At 72.2% G+C, this 19,535-nt stretch carries 21 protein-coding genes; 11 read left to right on the plus strand and 10 right to left on the minus strand.

Annotated elements, in window-relative coordinates; translation table 11 throughout:
• Position 1: 1 nt before the first annotated feature.
• From AB0B97_RS04940 to AB0B97_RS04950, 3 genes are read left to right on the plus strand one after another with little or no spacing between them, the layout of a single operon-like run.
• Entirely contained in the window at positions 2–793 is a 792-nt protein-coding gene (locus AB0B97_RS04940) for an enoyl-CoA hydratase-related protein (protein ID WP_234584328.1), read from the plus strand.
• Positions 794–852: 59 nt separating this feature from the next.
• A complete protein-coding gene (locus tag AB0B97_RS04945) occupies positions 853–2,151 on the plus strand; it encodes a DUF1800 domain-containing protein (RefSeq protein WP_357490719.1) in 1,299 nt (432 codons plus the stop codon).
• Positions 2,152–2,167: 16 nt separating this feature from the next.
• Positions 2,168–3,409, plus strand: a complete 1,242-nt coding sequence (locus tag AB0B97_RS04950) for a DUF1501 domain-containing protein (RefSeq protein ID WP_357490721.1) — start codon at positions 2,168–2,170, stop codon at positions 3,407–3,409.
• Here the strand turns inward: AB0B97_RS04950 and AB0B97_RS04955 are convergent.
• Together AB0B97_RS04955 and AB0B97_RS04960 are read right to left on the minus strand one after the other, a co-directional pair.
• On the minus strand, positions 3,406–4,029 hold the full coding sequence (locus AB0B97_RS04955) for a hypothetical protein (protein ID WP_357490723.1): 624 nt from the start codon (positions 4,027–4,029) through the stop codon (positions 3,406–3,408). The genes AB0B97_RS04950 and AB0B97_RS04955 overlap by 4 nt on opposite strands.
• Positions 4,030–4,054: 25 nt before the next feature.
• The gene (locus AB0B97_RS04960) at positions 4,055–4,624 is read right to left on the minus strand and encodes a DNA-3-methyladenine glycosylase I (RefSeq protein WP_357490725.1); all 570 of its coding nucleotides are present in this window, start codon (positions 4,622–4,624) and stop codon (positions 4,055–4,057) included.
• A gap of 138 nt (positions 4,625–4,762) precedes the next feature.
• On the opposite strand from AB0B97_RS04960, the gene AB0B97_RS04965 reads away from it, so the two are divergent.
• The gene (locus AB0B97_RS04965; protein WP_357490727.1) at positions 4,763–5,656 is read left to right on the plus strand and encodes a sterol desaturase family protein; all 894 of its coding nucleotides are present in this window, start codon (positions 4,763–4,765) and stop codon (positions 5,654–5,656) included.
• Here the strand turns inward: AB0B97_RS04965 and AB0B97_RS04970 are convergent.
• The gene (locus AB0B97_RS04970) at positions 5,601–6,098 is read right to left on the minus strand and encodes an SRPBCC family protein (RefSeq protein ID WP_234584323.1); all 498 of its coding nucleotides are present in this window, start codon (positions 6,096–6,098) and stop codon (positions 5,601–5,603) included. The two genes, AB0B97_RS04965 and AB0B97_RS04970, sit on opposite strands and share 56 nt — an antisense overlap.
• Positions 6,095–6,730 (minus strand): DivIVA domain-containing protein, encoded by a 636-nt coding sequence (locus AB0B97_RS04975; RefSeq protein WP_357490729.1) that lies wholly within the window; start codon positions 6,728–6,730, stop codon positions 6,095–6,097. Before AB0B97_RS04975 ends, AB0B97_RS04970 begins: the two co-directional genes overlap by 4 nt.
• A 151-nt stretch (positions 6,731–6,881) precedes the next feature.
• On the opposite strand from AB0B97_RS04975, the gene folP reads away from it, so the two are divergent.
• Positions 6,882–7,751 (plus strand): dihydropteroate synthase, encoded by an 870-nt coding sequence (folP, locus tag AB0B97_RS04980; protein WP_357490731.1) that lies wholly within the window; start codon positions 6,882–6,884, stop codon positions 7,749–7,751.
• 70 nt (positions 7,752–7,821) lie between these two features.
• Here the strand turns inward: folP and ndhC are convergent, their stop codons facing one another.
• Positions 7,822–8,199, minus strand: a complete 378-nt coding sequence (ndhC, locus tag AB0B97_RS04985) for an NADH-quinone oxidoreductase subunit A (RefSeq protein WP_234584320.1) — start codon at positions 8,197–8,199, stop codon at positions 7,822–7,824.
• Between the two features lie 127 nt (positions 8,200–8,326).
• Here ndhC and AB0B97_RS04990 point away from each other — a divergent pair, with 127 nt between their 5' ends.
• The 3 genes from AB0B97_RS04990 (at position 8,327) to AB0B97_RS05000 (ending at position 12,867) form a co-directional block, all read left to right on the plus strand.
• Positions 8,327–9,769: a hypothetical protein gene (locus AB0B97_RS04990; protein WP_357490733.1), complete on the plus strand. Its 1,443-nt coding sequence runs from the start codon at positions 8,327–8,329 to the stop codon at positions 9,767–9,769.
• 223 nt (positions 9,770–9,992) lie between these two features.
• Positions 9,993–11,840: a 2-oxoacid:acceptor oxidoreductase subunit alpha gene (locus AB0B97_RS04995; RefSeq protein WP_357490735.1), complete on the plus strand. Its 1,848-nt coding sequence runs from the start codon at positions 9,993–9,995 to the stop codon at positions 11,838–11,840.
• On the plus strand, positions 11,833–12,867 hold the full coding sequence (locus AB0B97_RS05000; RefSeq protein WP_357490737.1) for a 2-oxoacid:ferredoxin oxidoreductase subunit beta: 1,035 nt from the start codon (positions 11,833–11,835) through the stop codon (positions 12,865–12,867). The genes AB0B97_RS04995 and AB0B97_RS05000 overlap by 8 nt, the downstream gene beginning before the upstream one ends.
• 69 nt (positions 12,868–12,936) lie before the next feature.
• Here the strand turns inward: AB0B97_RS05000 and AB0B97_RS05005 are convergent, their stop codons facing one another.
• Entirely contained in the window at positions 12,937–13,581 is a 645-nt protein-coding gene (locus AB0B97_RS05005; RefSeq protein WP_357490739.1) for an NAD(P)H-dependent oxidoreductase, read from the minus strand.
• A gap of 82 nt (positions 13,582–13,663) precedes the next feature.
• Here AB0B97_RS05005 and AB0B97_RS05010 point away from each other — a divergent pair, with 82 nt between their 5' ends.
• The gene (locus AB0B97_RS05010) at positions 13,664–14,143 is read left to right on the plus strand and encodes a MarR family winged helix-turn-helix transcriptional regulator (RefSeq protein ID WP_234584315.1); all 480 of its coding nucleotides are present in this window, start codon (positions 13,664–13,666) and stop codon (positions 14,141–14,143) included.
• 10 nt (positions 14,144–14,153) lie between these two features.
• Here the strand turns inward: AB0B97_RS05010 and AB0B97_RS05015 are convergent, their stop codons facing one another.
• Positions 14,154–15,167 carry a potassium channel family protein gene (locus AB0B97_RS05015; protein WP_357490741.1) on the minus strand — a complete coding sequence of 338 codons (1,014 nt, stop codon included), beginning with the start codon at positions 15,165–15,167 and terminating at the stop codon, positions 14,154–14,156.
• 265 nt (positions 15,168–15,432) lie between these two features.
• Between AB0B97_RS05015 and AB0B97_RS05020 the strand changes: the two genes are divergently transcribed.
• A complete protein-coding gene (locus tag AB0B97_RS05020; RefSeq protein ID WP_357490743.1) occupies positions 15,433–16,020 on the plus strand; it encodes a helix-turn-helix transcriptional regulator in 588 nt (195 codons plus the stop codon).
• A gap of 135 nt (positions 16,021–16,155) precedes the next feature.
• Positions 16,156–16,755 (plus strand): ATP-dependent Clp protease proteolytic subunit, encoded by a 600-nt coding sequence (locus AB0B97_RS05025; protein ID WP_357490745.1) that lies wholly within the window; start codon positions 16,156–16,158, stop codon positions 16,753–16,755.
• A gap of 10 nt (positions 16,756–16,765) precedes the next feature.
• Here AB0B97_RS05025 and AB0B97_RS05030 read toward each other — a convergent pair whose 3' ends face one another.
• The 3 genes from AB0B97_RS05030 to AB0B97_RS05040 are packed head-to-tail and all read right to left on the minus strand — an operon-like array spanning position 16,766 to position 19,412.
• Entirely contained in the window at positions 16,766–17,425 is a 660-nt protein-coding gene (locus AB0B97_RS05030; protein WP_357490747.1) for a response regulator transcription factor, read from the minus strand.
• Positions 17,422–18,576 (minus strand): histidine kinase, encoded by a 1,155-nt coding sequence (locus AB0B97_RS05035; protein ID WP_357490749.1) that lies wholly within the window; start codon positions 18,574–18,576, stop codon positions 17,422–17,424. Before AB0B97_RS05035 ends, AB0B97_RS05030 begins: the two co-directional genes overlap by 4 nt.
• On the minus strand, positions 18,576–19,412 hold the full coding sequence (locus AB0B97_RS05040) for a CPBP family intramembrane glutamic endopeptidase (RefSeq protein WP_357490751.1): 837 nt from the start codon (positions 19,410–19,412) through the stop codon (positions 18,576–18,578). Before AB0B97_RS05040 ends, AB0B97_RS05035 begins: the two co-directional genes overlap by 1 nt.
• Positions 19,413–19,535 lie beyond the last annotated feature (123 nt).

A 19,535-nucleotide genomic window follows, 5' to 3' on the forward strand; every position in this document is an offset into this window, starting at 1 on the left:
CGTGACCGAGCCGTTGCTCGTCGACCGGACCGACGCCGTCGTCACCCTCACCCTCAACCGGCCGCAGGCGATGAACGCGCTCGACCTGGCGCTCAAGGAGGCCCTGCGGGACACGCTGGCCGAGCTGGAGACCGACCGGTCCTGCCGGGCGGTCGTGCTGGCCGGGGCCGGTGGAGCGTTCAGCGCCGGGCAGGACCTGCGCGAGCACGTGGCCACCCTGGGCAACTCCTCCGGCCCGCCGCTGGACACCGTGCGGGCGCACTACAACCCGATCGCCGCCCGGCTGGCCAACCTGCCCAAGCCGGTGGTCGCAGCGGTCCGCGGAATGGCCGCCGGCGCCGGCGCGTCGTTGGCCTTCCTCGCCGACATCCGGATCGGCGGCCCGAGCACCAGCTTCCTGATGGCCTTCGCCAAGGTCGGCCTCGCCGCCGACACCGGCGCCTCCTGGACGCTGCCCCGGCTGGTCGGTCACGCCAAGGCCGTGGAGCTGCTGATGCTGGCCGAGCCGGTCCGCGCCGAGGAGGCCTGCCGGCTGGGGCTGATCACCCGACTGACGGACGACGACGAGCAGGTGCTGCCTGTCGCGCAGGACCTGGCCGCCCGGCTCGCCGCCGGCCCCACCGTCGCGTACGGGGCCATCAAGCGGCAGCTCTCGATCGCCGACGCCGGCACGCTCGCCGACGCCCTCTCGGCCGAGGCGCAGGCTCAGGCGATCTGCGGCGCCACCGCCGACCACCGGGCGGCCACCCTCGCGTTCGTCGCCAAGCAGAAACCGGTCTTCGAGGGACACTGAACGCGATTCGCACCCCGCCCTTACCGTCCTCGTACGCGGGCCGCCTAGCGTCGGGCCGCATGAGCGATCGTGAAGCGGTGGCGCACCTGCTGCGGCGGGCCACCTTCGGGCCGACCGCCGACGAGGTGGACGCGGCCGAGCGGGTTGGGCCGGCGGCGACCCTGGACAACCTGCTCGCCCCGAAAGGGGCCGACCGGGGCGCGGCGGCCACCCCACCGCCGACGCTGCCCCCGGACCCGTACGCCGCGCTGACCAAGGAATCCACCCGCGAAGAGCGGCAGAAGGCCAACGCCCAGCGCCGGGAGCAGCTCCAGCAGGTGACCCTCTGGTGGCTGGACCGGATGGTCGCCGCCGAGGACGGGCTGACCGAGAAGCTGCTCTTCTTCTGGCACGGGCACTGGGCGACCAGCGCGCAGAAGGTCAAGTCGGCGCGGGTGATGCTGGGCCAGTTGGAGACCCTGCGCCGCCACGGGCGCGGGCCGCTGGCCCCGCTGGTCGCCGCGATGGTGCGCGACCCGGCCCTGATCATCTGGTTGGACGGGCAGAAGAACACCCGCAAGGCGCCGAACGAGAACCTGGCGCGCGAGCTGATGGAGCTGTTCACCCTCGGCATCGGCGGCTACACCGAGGCCGACGTGAAGGCCGGCGCGCGGGCGTTGACCGGCTGGGTGGTGGACCGGCGCACCGGCGTCGCCCGCCTGGAGGCCAAACGGCACGACCCCGGGGAGAAGACGATCCTGGGACAGACCGGCCGCTTCGACGCCGAGGCGTACGCCGGGCTGCTGGCCACCCAGCCGACGGCGGCGACGTTCGTTGCCGGGCGGCTCTGGTTCCGCTACGCCGGCACCGACGTCCCGGCGCCGGACGGCCTGGCCGGCGCGGACACCGTCGCCACCCTGCGCGCGCTGTTCACGTCGCCGGCCTTCGCCCAGACCCGGGGCACCCTCGTGAAGCAGCCGGTGGAGTGGATGGTCGGCGCGCTGCGACAGCTCGGCGTCCGGCCCTCCGCCCTGCCCGAGCAGCAGCGCAAGCAACTGCTCTCCGGTCTGAACGCGCTGGACCAGGTGCCACTGCGGCCGCCCAGCGTGGGCGGCTGGCCGGCCGGCGCCGCATGGCTGACCACCTCGTCGTTGCAGGCCCGGCTCCGGATGGCCGGGATGCTGGCCGCGGCGGCCACCCCGGCGGTGCTGGCCCGGCTGACCGCCGCGCCCGTCGCCGGCCGGCCGGACGCGCTGGCCCGACTGCTGGTCGTCGACGGCTGGGGCGCCCGCACCCGGGCCGCCCTCACACCGTTGGCCGGCGAGCCGCGCAAGCTGCTGGCCGCCGGGCTGGTCAGCCCCGAATACACCGTCAGCTGAGCGGAGGAGTCGAGAAGTGGACACCCTGACCCGACGCAGGTTCCTGCTCACCAGCGGGGTGGTCGGCGCGGGCGCGCTGGCCGCCGGTGCCGGCGCGTACGGCCTGCGGGACCTCCTGGACACCGCCGGAGACCGTGATCCGCAGTCCCGCACGCTGGTGCTGGTCACCCTCTACGGCGGCAACGACGGCCTGAACACCGTCATCCCGTACGGCGACCCGGCCTACCGGGCGGCCCGCCCGGAGCTGGCGTACCCCGACGGCGAGGTGCGGCGGCTCGACGACGACTTCGCCCTCAACCCGGCGCTGGCCGGGCTGCACCAGCGCTGGTCGGGCGGTGGGCTCGCGATCGTGCGCGGGGTCGGCTACCCGAAGCCGGACCGCAGCCACTTCCGGTCGATGGACATCTGGCACACGGCGCAGCCCGACCGGCCGGGCAACACCGGCTGGCTCGGCCGCTGGCTGGACGGGACGGGCGGCGACCCCCGGCTGGCCGTGTCGTTCGAGCCGGCGTTGCCGCCGCTGCTGGCCGGGGCGCGCAGCGCGGGCGCTGCCGTGCCGGTGACCGACCGCAAGGCCACCAAGGGCCTGCCGGCGGAGACGCTGAAGGCGTTCTCCGCCGCCGAGCCGGGTGAGTCAGCCGCACGGGCGAGAGCCGCCGCCTGCTTCGCCGACCTGCGGTCGGTGGACGAGATGATCCACCAGGTACGCGACTCCGCCGCCACGGAGGCGGACGACCCGGACGGCGACCAGGCGCCCGCCACGGCCACCGGCGGGGCACGAACCCCGCTGGACGCCCAACTGGACCTGGTCGCGCAGTGTGTCGAGGCGAACGTGTCCACGCGGGTCTTCTCGGTGTCGCTGGGCGGCTTCGACACGCACGCCGACGAGAAGCAGTTGCAGGCCGTCCTGCTGGGGCAGGTGGACCGGGCGTTGACCGCGTTCGCCGACCGGATGAGTCGCACCGAGGCGGGCCGCAAGGTGGTGGTGGCGGTCTACTCCGAGTTCGGCCGCCGGGTGAAGGCCAACGCCTCGGACGGCACCGACCATGGCACCGCCTCCGACATGCTGCTGCTCGGCGCGGGAGTGCGCGGCGGCTGGCACGGGGACGCGCCCAGCCTCACCGACCTCGACGATGGCGACCTGAAATACACCACCGACTTCCGGGACGTCTACGCCACGCTGCTGGAGCGGGTGTTGGACACCGACCCGGGGCCGGTGCTGGCCGACTGGCGGGGACGCCTCGACAAGCTGTTCTAGTCGTCCTCTTCCGGGTCCTGGTTGGCCTCCGCGCCCAGCACGAACGCCTGCATGGCGAGTTCGTCGCCGGCCGGTGACACGAACGCCGGCAGCTCGCGCGGCCCCAACTCCTGCACGTACGACCAGAACAGACGCACCGCCTCGGCCGGCGTGCCGGCCTCGATCGGCAGGTCGAGGCTGACCAGCCAGGTGCGCCGCACCGGGGGCGGGCCGAGCCGGTCGGCCAACGCCCGGAAGGCGGCCGGCTCCAGTGCGGTGACCGGCCCGTCGAGGGTGAGCAGGTCGGTCGGCACCGGCTCGTCGAAGGCCCTGCGGGTGTACGTCACGACGAGCGTCCCCGGCTCGATGTCGGACTGCGGATCGTCCGGGTCCTCGGAGTGCCGCTGCGTCGGCGCGGTGACCCGGCCGAGGGCCACCAGTCGCGGCGGCGCGTCGGCCAGCACCGCCACCCGGTCACCGGGGCCGGGACGCCCGACGTCGGTCAGCCCGGTCAGCTCCAGCGAGTCGTGGTGCACGAGCCGCTCGGCCTCGTAGCGCTCCGGGGGCAGCAGCACGGCCCAGGTGCCCGGCCCGTCGGTGTTGCCGGCCGCACCGGCCCGGTACGCGGTCTCGGTCGTCATGCCTGCCATCCCATCACGCCGCCGGTCAGCGGGTGACGTGACAGCCGACGATGTGATCGTCGACCATCCCGGTGGCCTGCATGAGGGCGTACGCGGTGGTGGGGCCGACGAACCGGAAGCCGCGCTTCTTGAGCGCCTTGGCCATCGCCGTCGACTCCGGGGTGATCGGCGCCAGCTCGGCGAACGAGGCGGGGCGGGCCGGCCGGCGCTCCGGAGCGAACGACCAGAGCAGCGTGGACAGCCCGTCGGGCAGTTCCAGGGCGGCACGGGCGTTGGCGATCGCCGCCTCGATCTTGGCCCGGTTGCGGACGATGCCGGCGTCGGCGAGCAGCCGGGTCACGTCGGCCTCGCCGTAGCCGGCCACCGTCGCGAGGTGGAACTCGTCGAAGGCCAACCGGAACGCCGGGCGTTTGCGCAGGATGGTCAGCCAGGACAGGCCGGACTGGAACGCCTCCAGGGTCATCCGCTCGTAGAGCGCGTCGTCACCGCGCAGCGGCCGCCCCCACTCGGTGTCGTGGTAGACGGCGTAGTCCGGGGTGCTCGCCCCCCAGGCGCAGCGGGCCAGCCCGTCGGCGCCGATCACCAGGTCACTCACGTCGCACACGCTAGGCCATCGCACCGACAGCCCATTGCCACCTGCCGCTCCACTGCCTATCGTGCTTGTTACCGACCGGTAGGTCGGGGTCACCCAGCGGGGCGTCCCCGGCCGACGACGGCGAGTGGAGGCGGCGCGATGAAGGAATTTCCGGACGTCATCGCCTGGTCGATCCCGGCCTTCCTGCTGCTCATCGTGCTGGAACGGGTCTCCTACCTGCTGCACCGCGACGACGACGAGGTCGGCTACGGCGGCGCGGACACCGCGACGAGCCTGGCGATGGGGCTCGGCAGCGTCTTCACGGACCTGCTCTGGAAGGTGCCGATCGCCGCCGCGTACGCGCTGCTCTACGCGCTCACCCCGCTGCGGATCGCCGACATCTGGTGGAGTTGGCCGCTGATCCTGCTGGCGCAGGACTTCTGCTACTACTGGTCACACCGGGGCCACCACGTCATCCGGATCCTCTGGGCCTCGCACGTGGTGCACCACTCGTCGCAGCGGTTCAACCTCTCCACCGCGCTGCGGCAGCCGTGGACCGGGCTGACCAGTTGGGTCTTCTACGTCCCGCTGATCCTGGCCGGCGTACACCCGGCGGTCGTCGCGTTCTGCGGTTCGGTCAACCTGCTCTACCAGTTCTGGATCCACACCGAGCGCATCGAGAAGATGCCACGCTGGTACGAGTTCGTCTTCAACACCCCGTCGCACCATCGCGTCCACCACGCCTCCCAGGGCGGCTACCTGGACCGCAACTTCGGCGGCATCCTGATCGTCTGGGACCGGCTGTTCGGCTCCTTCGCGGCGGAGCGGGAGCGCTGCGTCTACGGCCTGACCAAGAACGTGGGCAGTTACAACCCGGTGCGCGTGGCCTTCCACGAATACGTCTCGATCGCCCGGGACCTGCGCGCCGCCGGGACGTGGCGGCACCGCCTGGGGCATCTCCTCCGCGCGCCGGGCTGGCAGCCGGCGCCGGGCGTGGTCAGGGCAGTCGGCCCTGCTCGACCAGACGGGCGAACCTCTTCAGCGCCTGGGTGAGGCCCAGCTTGGAGCCGGGCCAGAGCACCGGCCACGCCAGCCGGCCGGCCCGGCCGCCCGGCAGGTGGAACCACTCGTGCCAGACGACCTGGGTGCGGGCCTCGCCGAGTGCGGTGCACCGCAGGACACCCGGGCCGCGTAGCACCTGGCCGTGGTGCACGACGCCGATCTCGTACGGCTCGTCGACCCGGACCACAAGCATCTCGTCGCGCAGTGTCGCCCGGCCGAGCGCGGTCACCGCCTCGATCCGGCTGCCCTCGCGCCCGTCGCCCTCGACGACCCGGACCTGGGTGAACGGGATCCAGTCCGACTGTCGTTCCCAGGCGAGCAACGCGGCGAAGACCCGGGCCGCCGGGGCGTTGACGATGACGGTGGCGGTCACCTCACCGGCACCGGGTTGCGCCGCCTCCTGAAGATCGTCGGCGCCCTCCGGACCGGTCACGCGGACTCCGACCGGACCACCGCGCCGTGCTGCCCGGCCCCACCGGCCCGCTGGTCCTCGGCCGGCTCGTCAGCGGCCGGCTCGCGGTCAGTCGGTTCGCCGTCCGCCGGCTTGTGGGCGGTTGGCTCGCTGTCGGTAGGCGTGCGGTCGGTCGGCTCGCTGTCCCCCGGCGCGACGCCGTCCGAATCGGCAGCCGAGGAGGTGGGAGCGGGCACGGCGTCGGCCGGCGATCCGTCCGCATCCGACTCCGCGGTGGCCGCGGCCGGCACCGCCGTCGCGGCCTGCTCGCGGGCCTGGCGCAGCGCGTCCGCGTCGTCGATGCGGCCCTCACGCAACGCGATGACCTCCGACTCCAGCACGCCGATCAGCTCGGACTTGTAGCCGATGTCGTAGGCGGCACGGCGCATCGCCTGGTCGACCTGGGCCATCCGGTACCCGCGCAAACCGGTGTCGAACCGGACCGCGCCCACATCGGATTCCCGCAGTGGCCGGGTGCCGGGCAGCGGGATGGCCTGCGAATCCGGTTCGGTCGGCGCGAGGCCGGGATCCCGGCCACTGACCAACACCGTCACGCCGAAAACAACCGCCGCGACCGTCAATGCCACGACCAGGAGGAGCAGAAGCTGACCCATGCACTGATCGTGGCACGACAGGCGGCTGGGAGCGACCCCACCACCCCGATCGCGATCGACGCCCACGCCCGCCCCGCGCGCCGGCCGGCCGACCGGCTAGCGTCGGTGGCGGCCGGAGCGGCGGCGACGGTGCGGACAGTCGGGAGGCGTGATGGCCGGGGCACTTCGGCTTGGTGGGCGGACGTTCGCCCCGGGTGAGCTGGTGGTGATGGCCATCGTCAACCGCACACCGGACTCGTTCTTCGACCGGGGCGCCACCTTCGCCGCCGACAGCGCGCTGCGTGCCGTCGAGCGGGCGGTCGACGAGGGCGCGGCGATCATCGACATCGGCGGGGTCAAGGCGGGACCGGGCGCCGAGGTGGACGTGGCGGAGGAGATCCGCCGCACCGTGGACACCATCGCCGCCGTACGGGCCGCGTTCCCGGAGGTGGTGATCTCCATCGACACCTGGCGTGCCGAGGTGGCGACGGAGGCCGTGGCAGCCGGCGCGGACCTGCTCAACGACACCTGGTCGGGCGCCGACCCGGCGCTCGCCCGGGTCGCGGCGAGCACCGGCGCCGGCCTGGTCTGCTCGCACGCCGGCGGGCTGGTCCCCCGGACCCGGCCGCACCGGGCCGCCTTCGACGACGTGGTCGCCGACGTGGTCGAGACGGTTACCAGGCTCGCCGAGCGCGCGGTGGCGGCGGGGGTACGCCCCGACGGCATCCTCATCGACCCGGCGCACGACTTCGGCAAGAACACCCGGCACTCCCTGGAGATCACCCGCCGGTTGGACGAGCTGACCGCGACCGGCTGGCCGGTGCTGGTGGCGCTCTCCAACAAGGACTTCGTCGGCGAGACGCTGGACCTGCCGGTGGCCGAGCGGCTGGAGGGCACGCTCGCCGCGACGGCGGTCTCCGCCTGGTTGGGCGCTCGGGTGTTCCGGGCCCACCAGGTCGGGCCCACCCGTCGGGTGCTGGACATGGTCGCCTCGATCCGCGGCGACCGACCGCCCGCGGCGACCCGGCGGGGTCTGGCCTGAGTCGTCTGGTCGGTGCGGCGACCACCGTGAACGGTCGGCGGAGCGGCACGATCGCCGGAGGACGGGGCGCTCAGGTCCAGCGCAGGATGTTCCTACGCCAGGCGTAGAGGATGCCGAGGGCGAGCACCGCCACGAACACCGCCATCTCCACCACCGTGACCAGGCCGAAGCCCGGCCGGTCGAAGACCACCGCCCACGGGAAGAGGAACACCGCCTCGACCGCGAACAGCACGTACAGGTACGCGTACACGTAGTAGCGGATCTGCATCTGCGCCCAGTCGGCGCCGACCGGGTCGAGCCCGCACTCGTAGCTGGTCCGCTTGCCGAACGGGTCGGCCGGACGGGCGGGACGTAACACCCGGTTGGCCGAGAACGCCGTCACAAAGAACAGGACACTGGCGAGCAGCAAGAGCCCGAGCGTCGCGTACGAGCCCAGGTAACCGGTCACATCGGGAGCCTACCGCCCAGACGGACAGGCCGTCCCAAACACGTTACGGATTTGTTTCCGCGTGGGACTAGTGCACTGAGACAACTGTTACGAACATTGGACTTCCACCCATGGCACCGGAGGACAGATGGCCCGCGTGAAGGTATCGCCCGAACGCCGGGCTGCGGGGCGACATCCCGCGCCCCTGCTGGCGGCGTCGCTCGCGCTCGGGCTGCTCGCGGCGCTCGCGGGCGCTCCGGCCCTCGCCAGCGCGGCGGTGCCGCACACCCACCCGATCGCCGCCGTGACGGAGTCGGCGCCCGATCCCGATCCGGACCCGGAGACCACCCCGGCCCAGGAGCCCACCCCCACCGAGGATCCGGGCGGCGATCCCGCACCTACCGACCCGGCCCCGGAGACCACCGCGCCGCCGCCGGAGACGACGCCCCCGGCGCCTCCGCCGACCACCCCGCCGAACGTGCCGCCGCCCACCACCACCGCTCCCGCACCGGGGGGCAGCACGCGACCACCGACGCCCGGGCCGCCGCCTCCCCCGGTTCAGCCGCCCGCGCCGGGTGGCACGCCGGCGCCGGTGCCGAGCCCGCTCGGCGTGCAGGTGACCACCGAGGACGTCACCCTGCCCGAGGCGTACTGGAACGCGGCCAGCACCACCACCACGCTGCGGGTCACCGTGGCGAACACCGGCACCGCAGCGCAGCGCGTCCGGCTCTCGTACACCCTGCCGGCCGGGCTGAGCGACGCCGGGACGAAGGGGTGCGCCGCAGCGGGCGGCAGCGCGTACCAGTGCGGTGCCTGGACGGCCGAGGCGGGCGTCCGGTTCAGCAGCCTGATCCGGCTGCGGGTCGCCGGCGACGCCTGGGAGCGGATGCCGCTCAGTGGCTCCGTGCGGGTCGTCGCGGACGCGCCGGGGGTGTCCGGCGAGGTGGCCGACGACCAGGGCTTCGCGGTGCTGTTCCCACCCGGCCCGCCGGTGCCCGGCATCTCGCTGGCCGCCGACGAGGTCGCGTTCGACATCAGCGGCGCGGCGAGCACCCTCGCGGTGCGGCTGGTCAACACCGGCACGGTGGACGCCGCCGGCCTGGTGGAGGTGATCCTGCCAGCCGGGGTGAACGTGCCGACCCCACCGGCGGGTTGCCTGCCGGTCGAGGCGTCCCGCACCCGGTGCGACGCGGGCCTGCTGTCGGCCGGCGAGACCCGCGAGCTGCGGCTGCCGGTGGAGGCGACTCCGCAGGCCCAGCGGGAGGCGCCGCTGTCCGGAGCGGTGATCGGTCAACTCGACCCGCGCAATGGCGCGACCCGGCGGGTGCAGATGAGCTTCCGCATCACCGCGGCCGCCGCGATGGCCACGCCTGTCGTCTCGCCGCCCGCGCCGACCGGCTCGCAGGGCGTACTCCCGGCGGGCGCGACCACCGACGACGACGGCGGCATGTCCTCGGTGCAGCGGACCGCGGTCATCCTGATCGCGGTCTCCGCGCTGCTGGTGGTGTTGGCCCTCACGCTGGCGACCACCTCGCTGCGCCGCCGCCTCGGCGGGCCGCCGGCAGAGCCCACGGCTCCGCCCACCGAATGACCGATCGACGACCCTGGCCGTCCCCGGCCGGGGTCGCGGCCGGCCGGGGACGGTGATCTGAATTACGGCGGCCAGGGCGAAACCCCGCAAAATTGGGCAAATATCGGGTCGATCGGGTCTCAGTCGGCGGACCTCCGGGGAGGGTCGGGGGTCCGTTCGACGTAGGCTCTGGGGGAGGAACGACAGCGCTTGCGGGCCCGCAGTCGCGAACGAAGGTGGCACAGTGACCAAGCAGATCCGTCAACTCGACCGGGTGGTCATCCGGTTCGCCGGTGACTCCGGCGACGGCATGCAGTTGACCGGCGACCGGTTCACCTCCGAGACGGCGCAGCTCGGCAACGACATCTCCACGCTGCCGAACTTCCCCGCTGAGATCCGGGCTCCCGCCGGCACCCTGCCCGGTGTGTCGAGCTTCCAGGTGCACTTCGCCGACTACGACATCCTCACGCCGGGCGACGCGCCGAACGTGCTGGTGGCGATGAACCCGGCCGCGCTCAAGGCCAACCTGGCCGACCTGCCGCGCGGCGCGGACATCATCGTCAACACCGACGAGTTCACCCGGCGCAACCTGGCCAAGGTCGGCTACCAGACCAGCCCGCTGGACGACGACTCGTTGGCCGGCTACGTCGTGCACCCGGTGGCGCTGACGTCGATGACGGTCGGGGCGCTCGCCGCGTACGAGGTGTCCAAGAAGGACGCCGAGCGGTCGAAGAACATGTTCGCCCTCGGTCTGCTCTCCTGGATGTACTCCCGGCCGTACGAGTCGACCCTGCGCTTTCTGGAGCGCAAGTTCGCGGCCCGTCCCGAGCTGGTCGCCGCGAACGTGGCCGCCTTCAAGGCCGGCTGGAACTTCGGCGAGACCACCGAGGACTTCGCGGTCCGCTACGAGGTCAAGCCGGCGAAGATGCATCCCGGCACCTACCGCAACATCACCGGCAACGCCGCGCTCTCGCTGGGCCTGGTCGCCGCCGGGGTGCGCTCGGGGTTGCCGGTCTTCCTCGGGGCGTACCCGATCACTCCGGCGTCGGACATCCTGCACGAGCTGAGCAAGCACAAGCGCTTCGGCGTGCTGACCATGCAGGCCGAGGACGAGATCGCCGCGGTCGGCGCGGCGCTGGGCGCGTCCTATGGCGGGTCGCTCGGGGTGACCACCACCAGCGGGCCGGGTGTGGCGCTCAAGAGCGAGACGATCTCCCTGGCGGTGGCGTTGGAGTTGCCGTTGGTGATCGTGGACGTGCAGCGGGCCGGGCCGTCGACGGGCATGCCGACCAAGACCGAGCAGGCCGATCTCAACATGGCGCTGTACGGCAGGCACGGCGAGGCGCCGGTCGCGGTGATCGCGCCCAAGTCGCCGTCGGACTGTTTCTTCGCGGCGTTGGAGGCGGCGCGGATCGCGTTGACCTACCGCACGCCGGTGATCCTGCTGTCGGACAACTACGTGGCCAACGGTTCCGAGCCGTGGCTGCTGCCCGACGTGGAGTCGCTGCCCGACCTGCGGGTCGAGTTCGCCACCAGGCCCAACGGCGACGACGGCACGACCTTCCTGCCGTATCTGCGTGACCCGGAGACCCTGGCCCGGCCGTGGGCGATCCCCGGCACCCCGGGGCTGGAGCACCGCATCGGTGGGCTGGAGAAGGCCGACAAGACCGGTGACATCTCGTACGACCCGGCGAACCACGACTTCATGGTCCGCACCCGGGCGGCCCGGATCGAGACGATCCCGGTGCCGGACATCGAGGTGGAGGACCCGGACGGCGACGCGCGGGTGCTGGTGCTCGGCTGGGGCTCGACGTACGGGCCGATCGGCGCCGCCTGCCGTGGCGTCCGCCAGCGCGGGCTGTCCATCGCCCAGGCGCACCTGCGGCACCTGGCCCCGATGCCGGCCAACCTCGGTGAGGTGCTGCGCTCCTACGACAAGGTGGTCATCCCGGAGATGAACCTGGGCCAGCTGGCCCACGTCATCCGGGCCCGCTACCTGGTCGACGCGATCAGCTACAACCAGGTCCGCGGCCTGCCGTTCACGGCCGCCGAGCTGGAGACGACGCTGGAAGAGGTCCTGAAGAATGTCTGAGCCCGTCGCCCTCAAGCTCACCGCGAAGGACTTCAAGTCCGACCAGGAGGTGCGCTGGTGCCCCGGCTGCGGTGACTACGCGATCCTGGCGGCCATCCAGCAGTTCATGCCGGAGCTGAACATCCCCCGCGAGCGGACCGTCTTCGTATCCGGGATCGGCTGCTCGTCCCGCTTCCCGTACTACATGAACACGTACGGGATGCACTCGATCCACGGCCGCGCCCCGGCGATCGCGACCGGCCTGTCGGTGTCCCGGCCGGACCTGTCGGTCTGGGTGGTCACCGGTGACGGCGACGCGCTGTCCATCGGCGGCAACCACCTGATCCACGCGCTGCGCCGCAACGTCAACCTCAAGATCCTGCTGTTCAACAACCGGATCTACGGCCTGACGAAGGGTCAGTACTCGCCCACCTCCGAGGTCGGCAAGGTCACCAAGTCGACCCCGGCCGGCTCGGCGGACGCCCCGTTCAACCCGCTCTCGCTCGCGCTCGGCGCGGAGGCCAGCTTCGTCGGTCGGACCATCGACTCGGACCGCAAGCACCTGCAGTCGGTGCTGCGGGCCGCCGCCGAGCACGAGGGTTCGGCCTTCGTGGAGATCTACCAGAACTGCAACATCTTCAACGATGGGGCGTTCGAACAGCTCAAGGACCCGTCCACCCGGGACGACTACCTGATCCGCCTCGAACACGGGCAGCCGATCACCTTCGGCGCGGACGGGCGGTTCTGCGTGGTGCACCCGCCCGGCGCGTTCGGCCTGGAAGTCCGGGAGACCGCCTCGGTCCGCCCGGAGGAGATCGTCGTGCACGACGCGACGGTGACCGACCCCGCGTACGCCTTCGCGCTGTCCCGGCTGCCCGGCCTGGACCTGCGCAACACCCCGATCGGGGTGTTCCGGTCGGTGGACCGGCCGTCCTACGACAGCGTGGTCCAGGGCCAGCTCGCGGCGGCGAAGGCGACGGTCACCGAGACCCCCGAGCAGCAGCTCGCCGGTCTGCTGGGCAGTGGCGACACCTGGACGATCCTCTGATTCGGCGTACCTGACGAGAGCGGCCGTCCCCAGTTCGGGGGCGGCCGCTCTCGTCGTTCCGGCGTTGCTTCAGCGCTGGGCGGAGGCCGGCAGCCAGAGGTTGTCGATCTCCTTCTCGGTCGCCGCGAGGCTCGCCTCGTGCAGCGGGATCAGCTCGGCCATCGCCGGCACCGACGGGGCCAGGGTCAGCTCGGTGCTGATGAAACGCGGCTCCAGGCCGGTCATCGACAGGCCGTGCGGGAGCCACTGCTCCGCGTGGTCCCAGCCGTGTCGCGGGGTGCCCTCGCCGTAGCCGCCACCCCGGGTGGCCAGCACCACGAACTCGCGGCCGCTGAGCAGGCCCTCCTGCGTCGTCGGGTCGTAGGTGAGGCCGGCGACGATCAGGTGGTCGACCCAGGACTTCACGCTGCTCGGCGCCCCGTAGTTGTAGAGCGGCAGCCCGAGCAGCACCACGTCGGCCTGCTTCACCTCGTCGACCAACCGCACGCTGAGCTCCCAGGACTCGCGCTGGGCCGGAGTGTGCTGCTCCGGCGGCGTCATCCGCGCCAGCCCGCCCTCCGAGTCCAGGTGCGGCAGCGGCTCGGCGCCCAGGTCACGGTAGGTCACCGTGCCGTCGGGGTGTGCCGAGCGCCAGGCCGCGGCGGCACGGGCGGTGAGCCGCCGACTGACCGACCAGTCACCCCGGATGCTCGAATCGATATGCAGCAGGTTCATGATTTCTCCTCCAAGGATCGTCTGTGTAGCGCCAACTATTTATAGCAGGCAGATGTTCCGACGGCTCGGTAGACTGGGTCACATGTCCGCCCTACCGCTGGATCCCTCGGAGCACCGCTCAGGAGCCCTGCTGGATCACCTGGCGCGGCGGATGCGACTGCGGGCCGAGTCGGTGCTCGCGCCACTGGGCCTGCGGCCCCGACACCTGGTCGCGCTCACGGTGCTGCGCGCGGGCGGCGGCACCAGCCAGCAGGCGCTCGCCAGCACCCTGGAGATGGACAGCACCAACATCGTCGGGCTGCTCAACGATCTCGAGGCGAAAGACCTGGTCGAGCGGCGACGGTCACCCCAGGACCGCCGCCGACACGTCGTCGAACTCACCGAAGATGGTGCGAAACGCCTCAAAGAGGCGGAATGCGCCCTCGCGGGCGCCGAGGACGAGGTGTTCGGGGCGCTGGAGCCGGCCGAGCGGGAAACGCTCTACGAGCTGCTCAGGCGGGCCGCCACCACGACACCGATCAGCTGCGGCGAAGCGCTCATCGAGGAGCCCGACGCCTGCTGACGTGCCAGCGTCAGACAGTCGCCGTGGACTGCGGGCGGTCGTCGCGGACGTGCACCAGCATGTCGCCGGTCTCGATCACCGCACCGGCCCGGTCGGCCAGGGTGACCACCTTGCCGCGTCGCACCAGGGCGATCACGAGGGAATCCAGCTCGCGCGGCGAGCGACCCACCTCGTCCCGCTCCGCCGAGCGCATCGCCAGCGCCATGCCCTGCCCGGGCGTGAGCAGGTCCTCCACCACGTCGATCAACGGTGGCGCCGAGGTGGACAGGCCGAGCAGCCGGCCGGCGGTCGCCGAGGAGACGATGACGTGGTGTGCGCCGCTCTGCTTGAGCAGCGGGGCGTTCTCCGCCTCCCGCGCCGCCGCGATGATCCGGACCTGCCCGGCGGTGAGCTGCCGTACGGTCAGCGCCACCAGCACCGAGGCATCGTCACTGTCGGTCGCGATGATCACTGCCTTCGCGTTGCGCACGTGTGCCTCGTTCAGCACCGACGACCGGGTCGCCGACCCCTCGATCGCCACCAGCCCGGCCGACGTGGCCTGTCGCAGGGCGGCGCTGCTGCGCTCCACCACCACGATCCTCGACTTGTCCAGGCCGTTCTCCATCAGGGCGTTGACCGCACTGCGGCCCTTGGTGCCGTAGCCGCAGATGATGACGTGGTCCTTCACGACTCTCCTCCACCGCGACAGGCGACGGCCGGTCCGGTACTGCTCGGTCAGGACTTCCAGGGTGGTGCCGACCAGGATGATCAGGAAGAGCACCCGGGCCGGGGTGACGAACAGGACGTTGACCAGCCGGGCCGACGGCGCGGCCGGGGTGATGTCCCCGTAACCGGTCGTGGAGAGCGAGACGACCGCGTAGTAGAAGCAGTCGAGCAGGGTGAGGCCGTCCTCGTTGACGTCGCGGTAGCCGTCCCGGTCCAGATAGACCGCCGCCACCACGGCGAAGACCAGACCCAGGGCGGCCGCGAGCCGAAGGCTCAGCGCGCTCAGCGGGCCCCGGCGCTGCGCGGGAAAATGGATCACCGTCGAACCTGCTCCGCCGCCGTCGCCTGCACGAGCACAACATAGCGGGTACGCCGCACGCCGCACGCCCGGGTCGCGCAGCGGACACCGCACCGCCGCCGGCACGCCACTGTTGGACGACACCACCGAGCCCGGTGCGGGCCGGCAGCCGGGATCCGTGACGAGCGGCGGACGGCTGCGGCGCGCGACCGCACGGGACCGCCGACCGGTCCGACAACCGGCATGATGGAGGTGTTCCTCCGACGACCGCGAGAGTGAGGTCGGCATGTCGTTGCTGCGACGAGTGATCGGCGGGGTGCTGCGCCGGCTGCGCCAGAGCCAGGGCCGCACACTGCGCGAGGTGGCCGCGTCCGCCGGGGTCTCCGTGCCCTACCTGTCCGAGGTCGAGCGCGGCCGCAAGGAGGCATCCTCGGAGGTGCTCGCGGCGATCTGCCGGGCGCTCGGCATCCAACTCTCCGACCTGCTCGAAGCGGCCCGCGACGACCTGCGCCGCGTCGAACGTCGCCTCCCCGCCGCACCCCGGGCCGCGCTGGCCCGGCTGGAGCGGGTGCCCTCGGCGCGCGCCGAGACCGGTACAACCTTCCGGATCGGCTTCCAGCCGGGTGGGTCCACGCCACCCGTGGCCGCCGTCCCGGCCCCCGTTCGGCAGCCGGCCGGGCCGGTGCTGCGGCTGGGCGGGCCGATCCTGCACGTCGGCGGTCCGGCATCGCCGGTCGGGTCGACAGTCGGCGGGGCGGGGCTGCGGGTCCGGCTGATCGCCTCCGCGCCGACCGGGCGCCCCGGCCCGCGTACCTCCAAGATGCTGGCCTGCCGCCGGGCCCTGACGGGCCGGCGGCGGCTGACCCTGGTGTAGGCCCGCCGGGTTCTGCCGTCGGCGGATCTGCCGGCGGCAGAATCCCTGGCTGGCCGCCGGTCACCGCCGCAGGCTGGAGGTGCCGGTCCCCCGGGCGGTTCCCCCGCCCGCCGGCACGGCGGAGGGCGGCGACGAATGATCGGGTACGGCGTACAGATGCGGGACAGTGGGCAACCGACATTCGGTGACCAGGTGTTCGAGCGGCTGCTGCGGGAGCGGATCGTCTTTCTCGGCACCGAGGTGACCGAGGAGTCGGCCAACCAGATCTGCGGGCAGATCCTGCTGCTCGCGGCCGAGGACGCCGAGCGGGACATCTACCTCTACATCAACTCGCCGGGTGGCTCGGTGAGCGCCGGAATGGCGGTCTACGACACGATGCGCTACGTCCGCAACGACGTGGCCACGCTGGCGCTCGGGTTCGCGGGCTCGATGGGGCAGTTCCTGCTGTGTGCGGGCGCGGCCGGCAAGCGGTACGCGCTGCCGCACTCGCGGATCATGATGCACCAGCCCTCCGGCGGGATGGGCGGCACCGCCTCGGACATCACCATCCAGGCCGAGAACATGCTGCACGTGAAGCGGACCATGCAGGAGCTGATCGCCGAGCACAGTGGACGGACGCTCGACGAGATCCAGCGGGACTGGGACCGGGACCGCTGGTTCACCGCCGAGCAGGCCCGGGAGTACGGCCTCGTCGACCGGGTGCTCACCCGGGCCGATCAACTGCCGGCGGACTGACGTCGGACTCCTACGTCACCAGGCCCGCGCGGTAGGCGTAGACCACCGCCTGTACCCGGTCGCGCAGGTCGAGCTTGGTGAGGATGCGTGACACGTACGTCTTGACGGTCTCCTGGCTGATCACCAGCGTCGCGGCGATCTCGCTGTTGGACAGGCCATCCGCGATGAGGCGCAACACCTCCAGCTCACGTGGGGTCAGCCCGACGTCGTCCGGCGTGCCCTCGGCGGGGCGGATCCGCGCCGCGTACCTGCCAACGAGCTGTCGGGTCACCTCGGGCGCCAGCAGTGCCGCACCGCTCGCGACGGTGCGGATACCGTGCAGCAGTTGGGTCGGCGGGGCGTCCTTCAGCAGGAACCCGCTCGCTCCCGCGCGCAGCGCCTCGTACACGTACTCGTCGAGGTTGAACGTCGTCACCACCAGCACCTTCACGGGCTGGGCCACCCCGGCACCGGCCAGCAGGCGCGTCGCCTTGATGCCGTCGAGCACCGGCATCCGTACGTCCATCACGACCACGTCCGGATGCAGCCGCCTGGCGAGGTCGACCGCGGCACGCCCGTCGCCGCACTCACCCACCACCTCGAGATCGGGCTGAGCGCCGATGATCGTCGCGAAGCCGGTGCGGATCAACGCCTGATCGTCGCAGACCAGCACCCGGATCGGCGTCGTCATGACGGGCTGCCGGTGGGAATGCAGGCACGCACGACGAAGCTGCCGTCCGCCTGCCGTCCCGCGCTGAAGTCGCCACCGAGCACGTCGACCCGTTCGCGCAGTCCCGCGAGGCCACGCCCGCTCCCGCCGGGACCCTCGGAGTACGAACCCGAACCCTCGGTGCTGACCTGCACAGTGGTCTCCCTCTCGCCGTGCTGTACGTGAACAGTGGTGCGGCTGCCGCGCGCGTACTTGAGGGCGTTCGTCAGCGCCTCCTGCACCACCCGGTAGGCGACCACCTCGGCACCGCCTGTCGTCTCCGCGGGGCTGCCGACCTCGGTGAAATCCACCGGCTGACCCGCCTGCCGCGTCTGCGCCACGAGGGCGTGCAGCTCGCCCACGGCCGGCGTACGCGGGTCGGTGCTGTGGTCGGGGTTGAGCAGGTCGAGCAGGTGCCGCAGATCGGTGATGGCCCGGCGGCCGGTGTCGGTGATGGCGGTCAGGGTCGTGTCGAGGCGCTCCGGGGCGGCGGTCAGGTAGCGGGCCGCCTCGGCCTGCACGACCATCGCCGTCACATGGTGGGTCACGATGTCGTGGAGTTCGCTCGCGATGCGGGTGCGTTCGGCGGCGCGGGCGGTCGCCGCGACATGGCGACGGCGTTCGGCTTCGACGGCCCGGGCCTCCCGCAACCACGCGCCGACGCCCCACGCGAGGACCAGCAACAGGTAGAACGTGGCGAAGCCGAGCACGCCCTCGGTCGACCCCTGTCGGTCGAGAGCGACGGCCAGCGCCACATACGCGGCGGAGCCCAGCACCATGGTGGCACGTCGATGACGTTGCACATGTGCCCCCGCGCTCAGCAGCGCGATCGCCAACGCGGAGCCCGCCACCGTGTGATAGGCGCGCAGCTGGTCGATCACGAAACCGACCGACACCAGGGCGAGGCAGAGGGCAGGCCAGCGCCGGCGGACGGCGAGTGGGAGGCACTCCAGGGCGATCACCGCGACGGTCAGCGCGTCGAAGGGACGCCCCGGCAGGTCGCCGAGCTGCGTACCGTGATTGCGGAGCGGCGGCACCACCGACACCAGAGCGAGCAGCAGCGCCAACGGTAGATCCCGGACCGTGACGGGCCACCGCCGCCACGAGCCCGGGACCATCCGAAGGTCGATCATCAGGAAACCGTAACCGGCGCCGGCTCGGCGACGACCGCCTTGCGGCGACGCGGAACGATGTGACCCCGGCGGCGAGCCAGCCACATGAACACCACGGTCAGCGCCACACCCGCCGCCACCGTGTACAGGCTGCCCTCCGGTCCGAAGTCGCCGCCGGTGACCAGGGCCGGGCCCGACAGCGAGGTGTCCAGCAGGCCCTCGGACTCGCCGTTCCCGGACACCACCACGCTGAAAATACCGCCGGCGGCGAAGTTCCAAGCGAAGTGCAGGCCGATCGGCACCCACAGGTTGCGGGTGGCGGCGTAGCAGGCCGCGAGCATGAACCCGGCCTCGACCGCGATGCAGATCGCACCCCACACGCTGGCGTCGGGGTTGAACAGGTGCATCAGGCCGAACACCGCGCCGGTGAGCGCCAGCGCGATCCAGGTGCCCGTACGCTCCTCGACGATCCGGAACAGCACACCCCGGAACATCAACTCCTCGGTCACGGCGGCGGCGGCCATGAACCCGAGCAGCGCCACCGCGCCGGTCACCGACCCCAGTCCGTCGATGTCATAGTCGGCAACGAAGGCGATGTTGACGATCACCGCCGCGAACATCGCGAACCCGATCAGAAGTCCTCGGGTGATCCGAGCGCCTGCCCCGGACCGCTCCAACTCGGTGACCGGGCGACGTTCGGTACGCCGTACCACCCACCCGTAGACGAGGACGGCGACCACGGCCGTCGACAGACCGAGGAGCAGGGTGAGCAAGTCGTTTCCCTCCACCGCGACGATGGCCTGACCACCGACGAAGGCGACCGCCGCAACGGCCACGAGCTGCTTCAACAGGCGCATGATGACTCCTTCAACGAGGTCCCCGGCGGTAGCGCCGCGGCCACGTCAAACGCTATGGAGCCGCCGGTCAGGAATCGTCACCGTGCGGTGGACACTTGCGGGTAGCTCGCACGAGGGACAACG

The sequence above is a fragment of the Micromonospora sp. NPDC049004 genome (genome assembly GCF_040649315.1).
In the GTDB taxonomy this organism is placed as follows: domain Bacteria; phylum Actinomycetota; class Actinomycetes; order Mycobacteriales; family Micromonosporaceae; genus Micromonospora.

Coding starts and splice junctions, on each gene's coding strand:
- AB0B97_RS05030 (WP_357490747.1), bottom strand. CDS start 17,425: ATGACGACGCCGATCCGGGTGCTGGTCTGCGACGATCAGGCGTTGATC.
- AB0B97_RS04965 (WP_357490727.1), top strand. CDS start 4,763: ATGAAGGAATTTCCGGACGTCATCGCCTGGTCGATCCCGGCCTTCCTG.
- AB0B97_RS04955 (WP_357490723.1), bottom strand. CDS start 4,029: ATGACGACCGAGACCGCGTACCGGGCCGGTGCGGCCGGCAACACCGAC.
- AB0B97_RS05025 (WP_357490745.1), top strand. CDS start 16,156: ATGATCGGGTACGGCGTACAGATGCGGGACAGTGGGCAACCGACATTC.
- AB0B97_RS04990 (WP_357490733.1), top strand. CDS start 8,327: ATGGCCCGCGTGAAGGTATCGCCCGAACGCCGGGCTGCGGGGCGACAT.
- AB0B97_RS04945 (WP_357490719.1), top strand. CDS start 853: ATGAGCGATCGTGAAGCGGTGGCGCACCTGCTGCGGCGGGCCACCTTC.
- folP (WP_357490731.1), top strand. CDS start 6,882: ATGGCCGGGGCACTTCGGCTTGGTGGGCGGACGTTCGCCCCGGGTGAG.
- AB0B97_RS05010 (WP_234584315.1), top strand. CDS start 13,664: ATGTCCGCCCTACCGCTGGATCCCTCGGAGCACCGCTCAGGAGCCCTG.
- AB0B97_RS05020 (WP_357490743.1), top strand. CDS start 15,433: ATGTCGTTGCTGCGACGAGTGATCGGCGGGGTGCTGCGCCGGCTGCGC.
- AB0B97_RS05040 (WP_357490751.1), bottom strand. CDS start 19,412: ATGCGCCTGTTGAAGCAGCTCGTGGCCGTTGCGGCGGTCGCCTTCGTC.
- AB0B97_RS05035 (WP_357490749.1), bottom strand. CDS start 18,576: ATGATCGACCTTCGGATGGTCCCGGGCTCGTGGCGGCGGTGGCCCGTC.
- AB0B97_RS05005 (WP_357490739.1), bottom strand. CDS start 13,581: ATGAACCTGCTGCATATCGATTCGAGCATCCGGGGTGACTGGTCGGTC.
- AB0B97_RS04975 (WP_357490729.1), bottom strand. CDS start 6,730: ATGGGTCAGCTTCTGCTCCTCCTGGTCGTGGCATTGACGGTCGCGGCG.
- AB0B97_RS05000 (WP_357490737.1), top strand. CDS start 11,833: ATGTCTGAGCCCGTCGCCCTCAAGCTCACCGCGAAGGACTTCAAGTCC.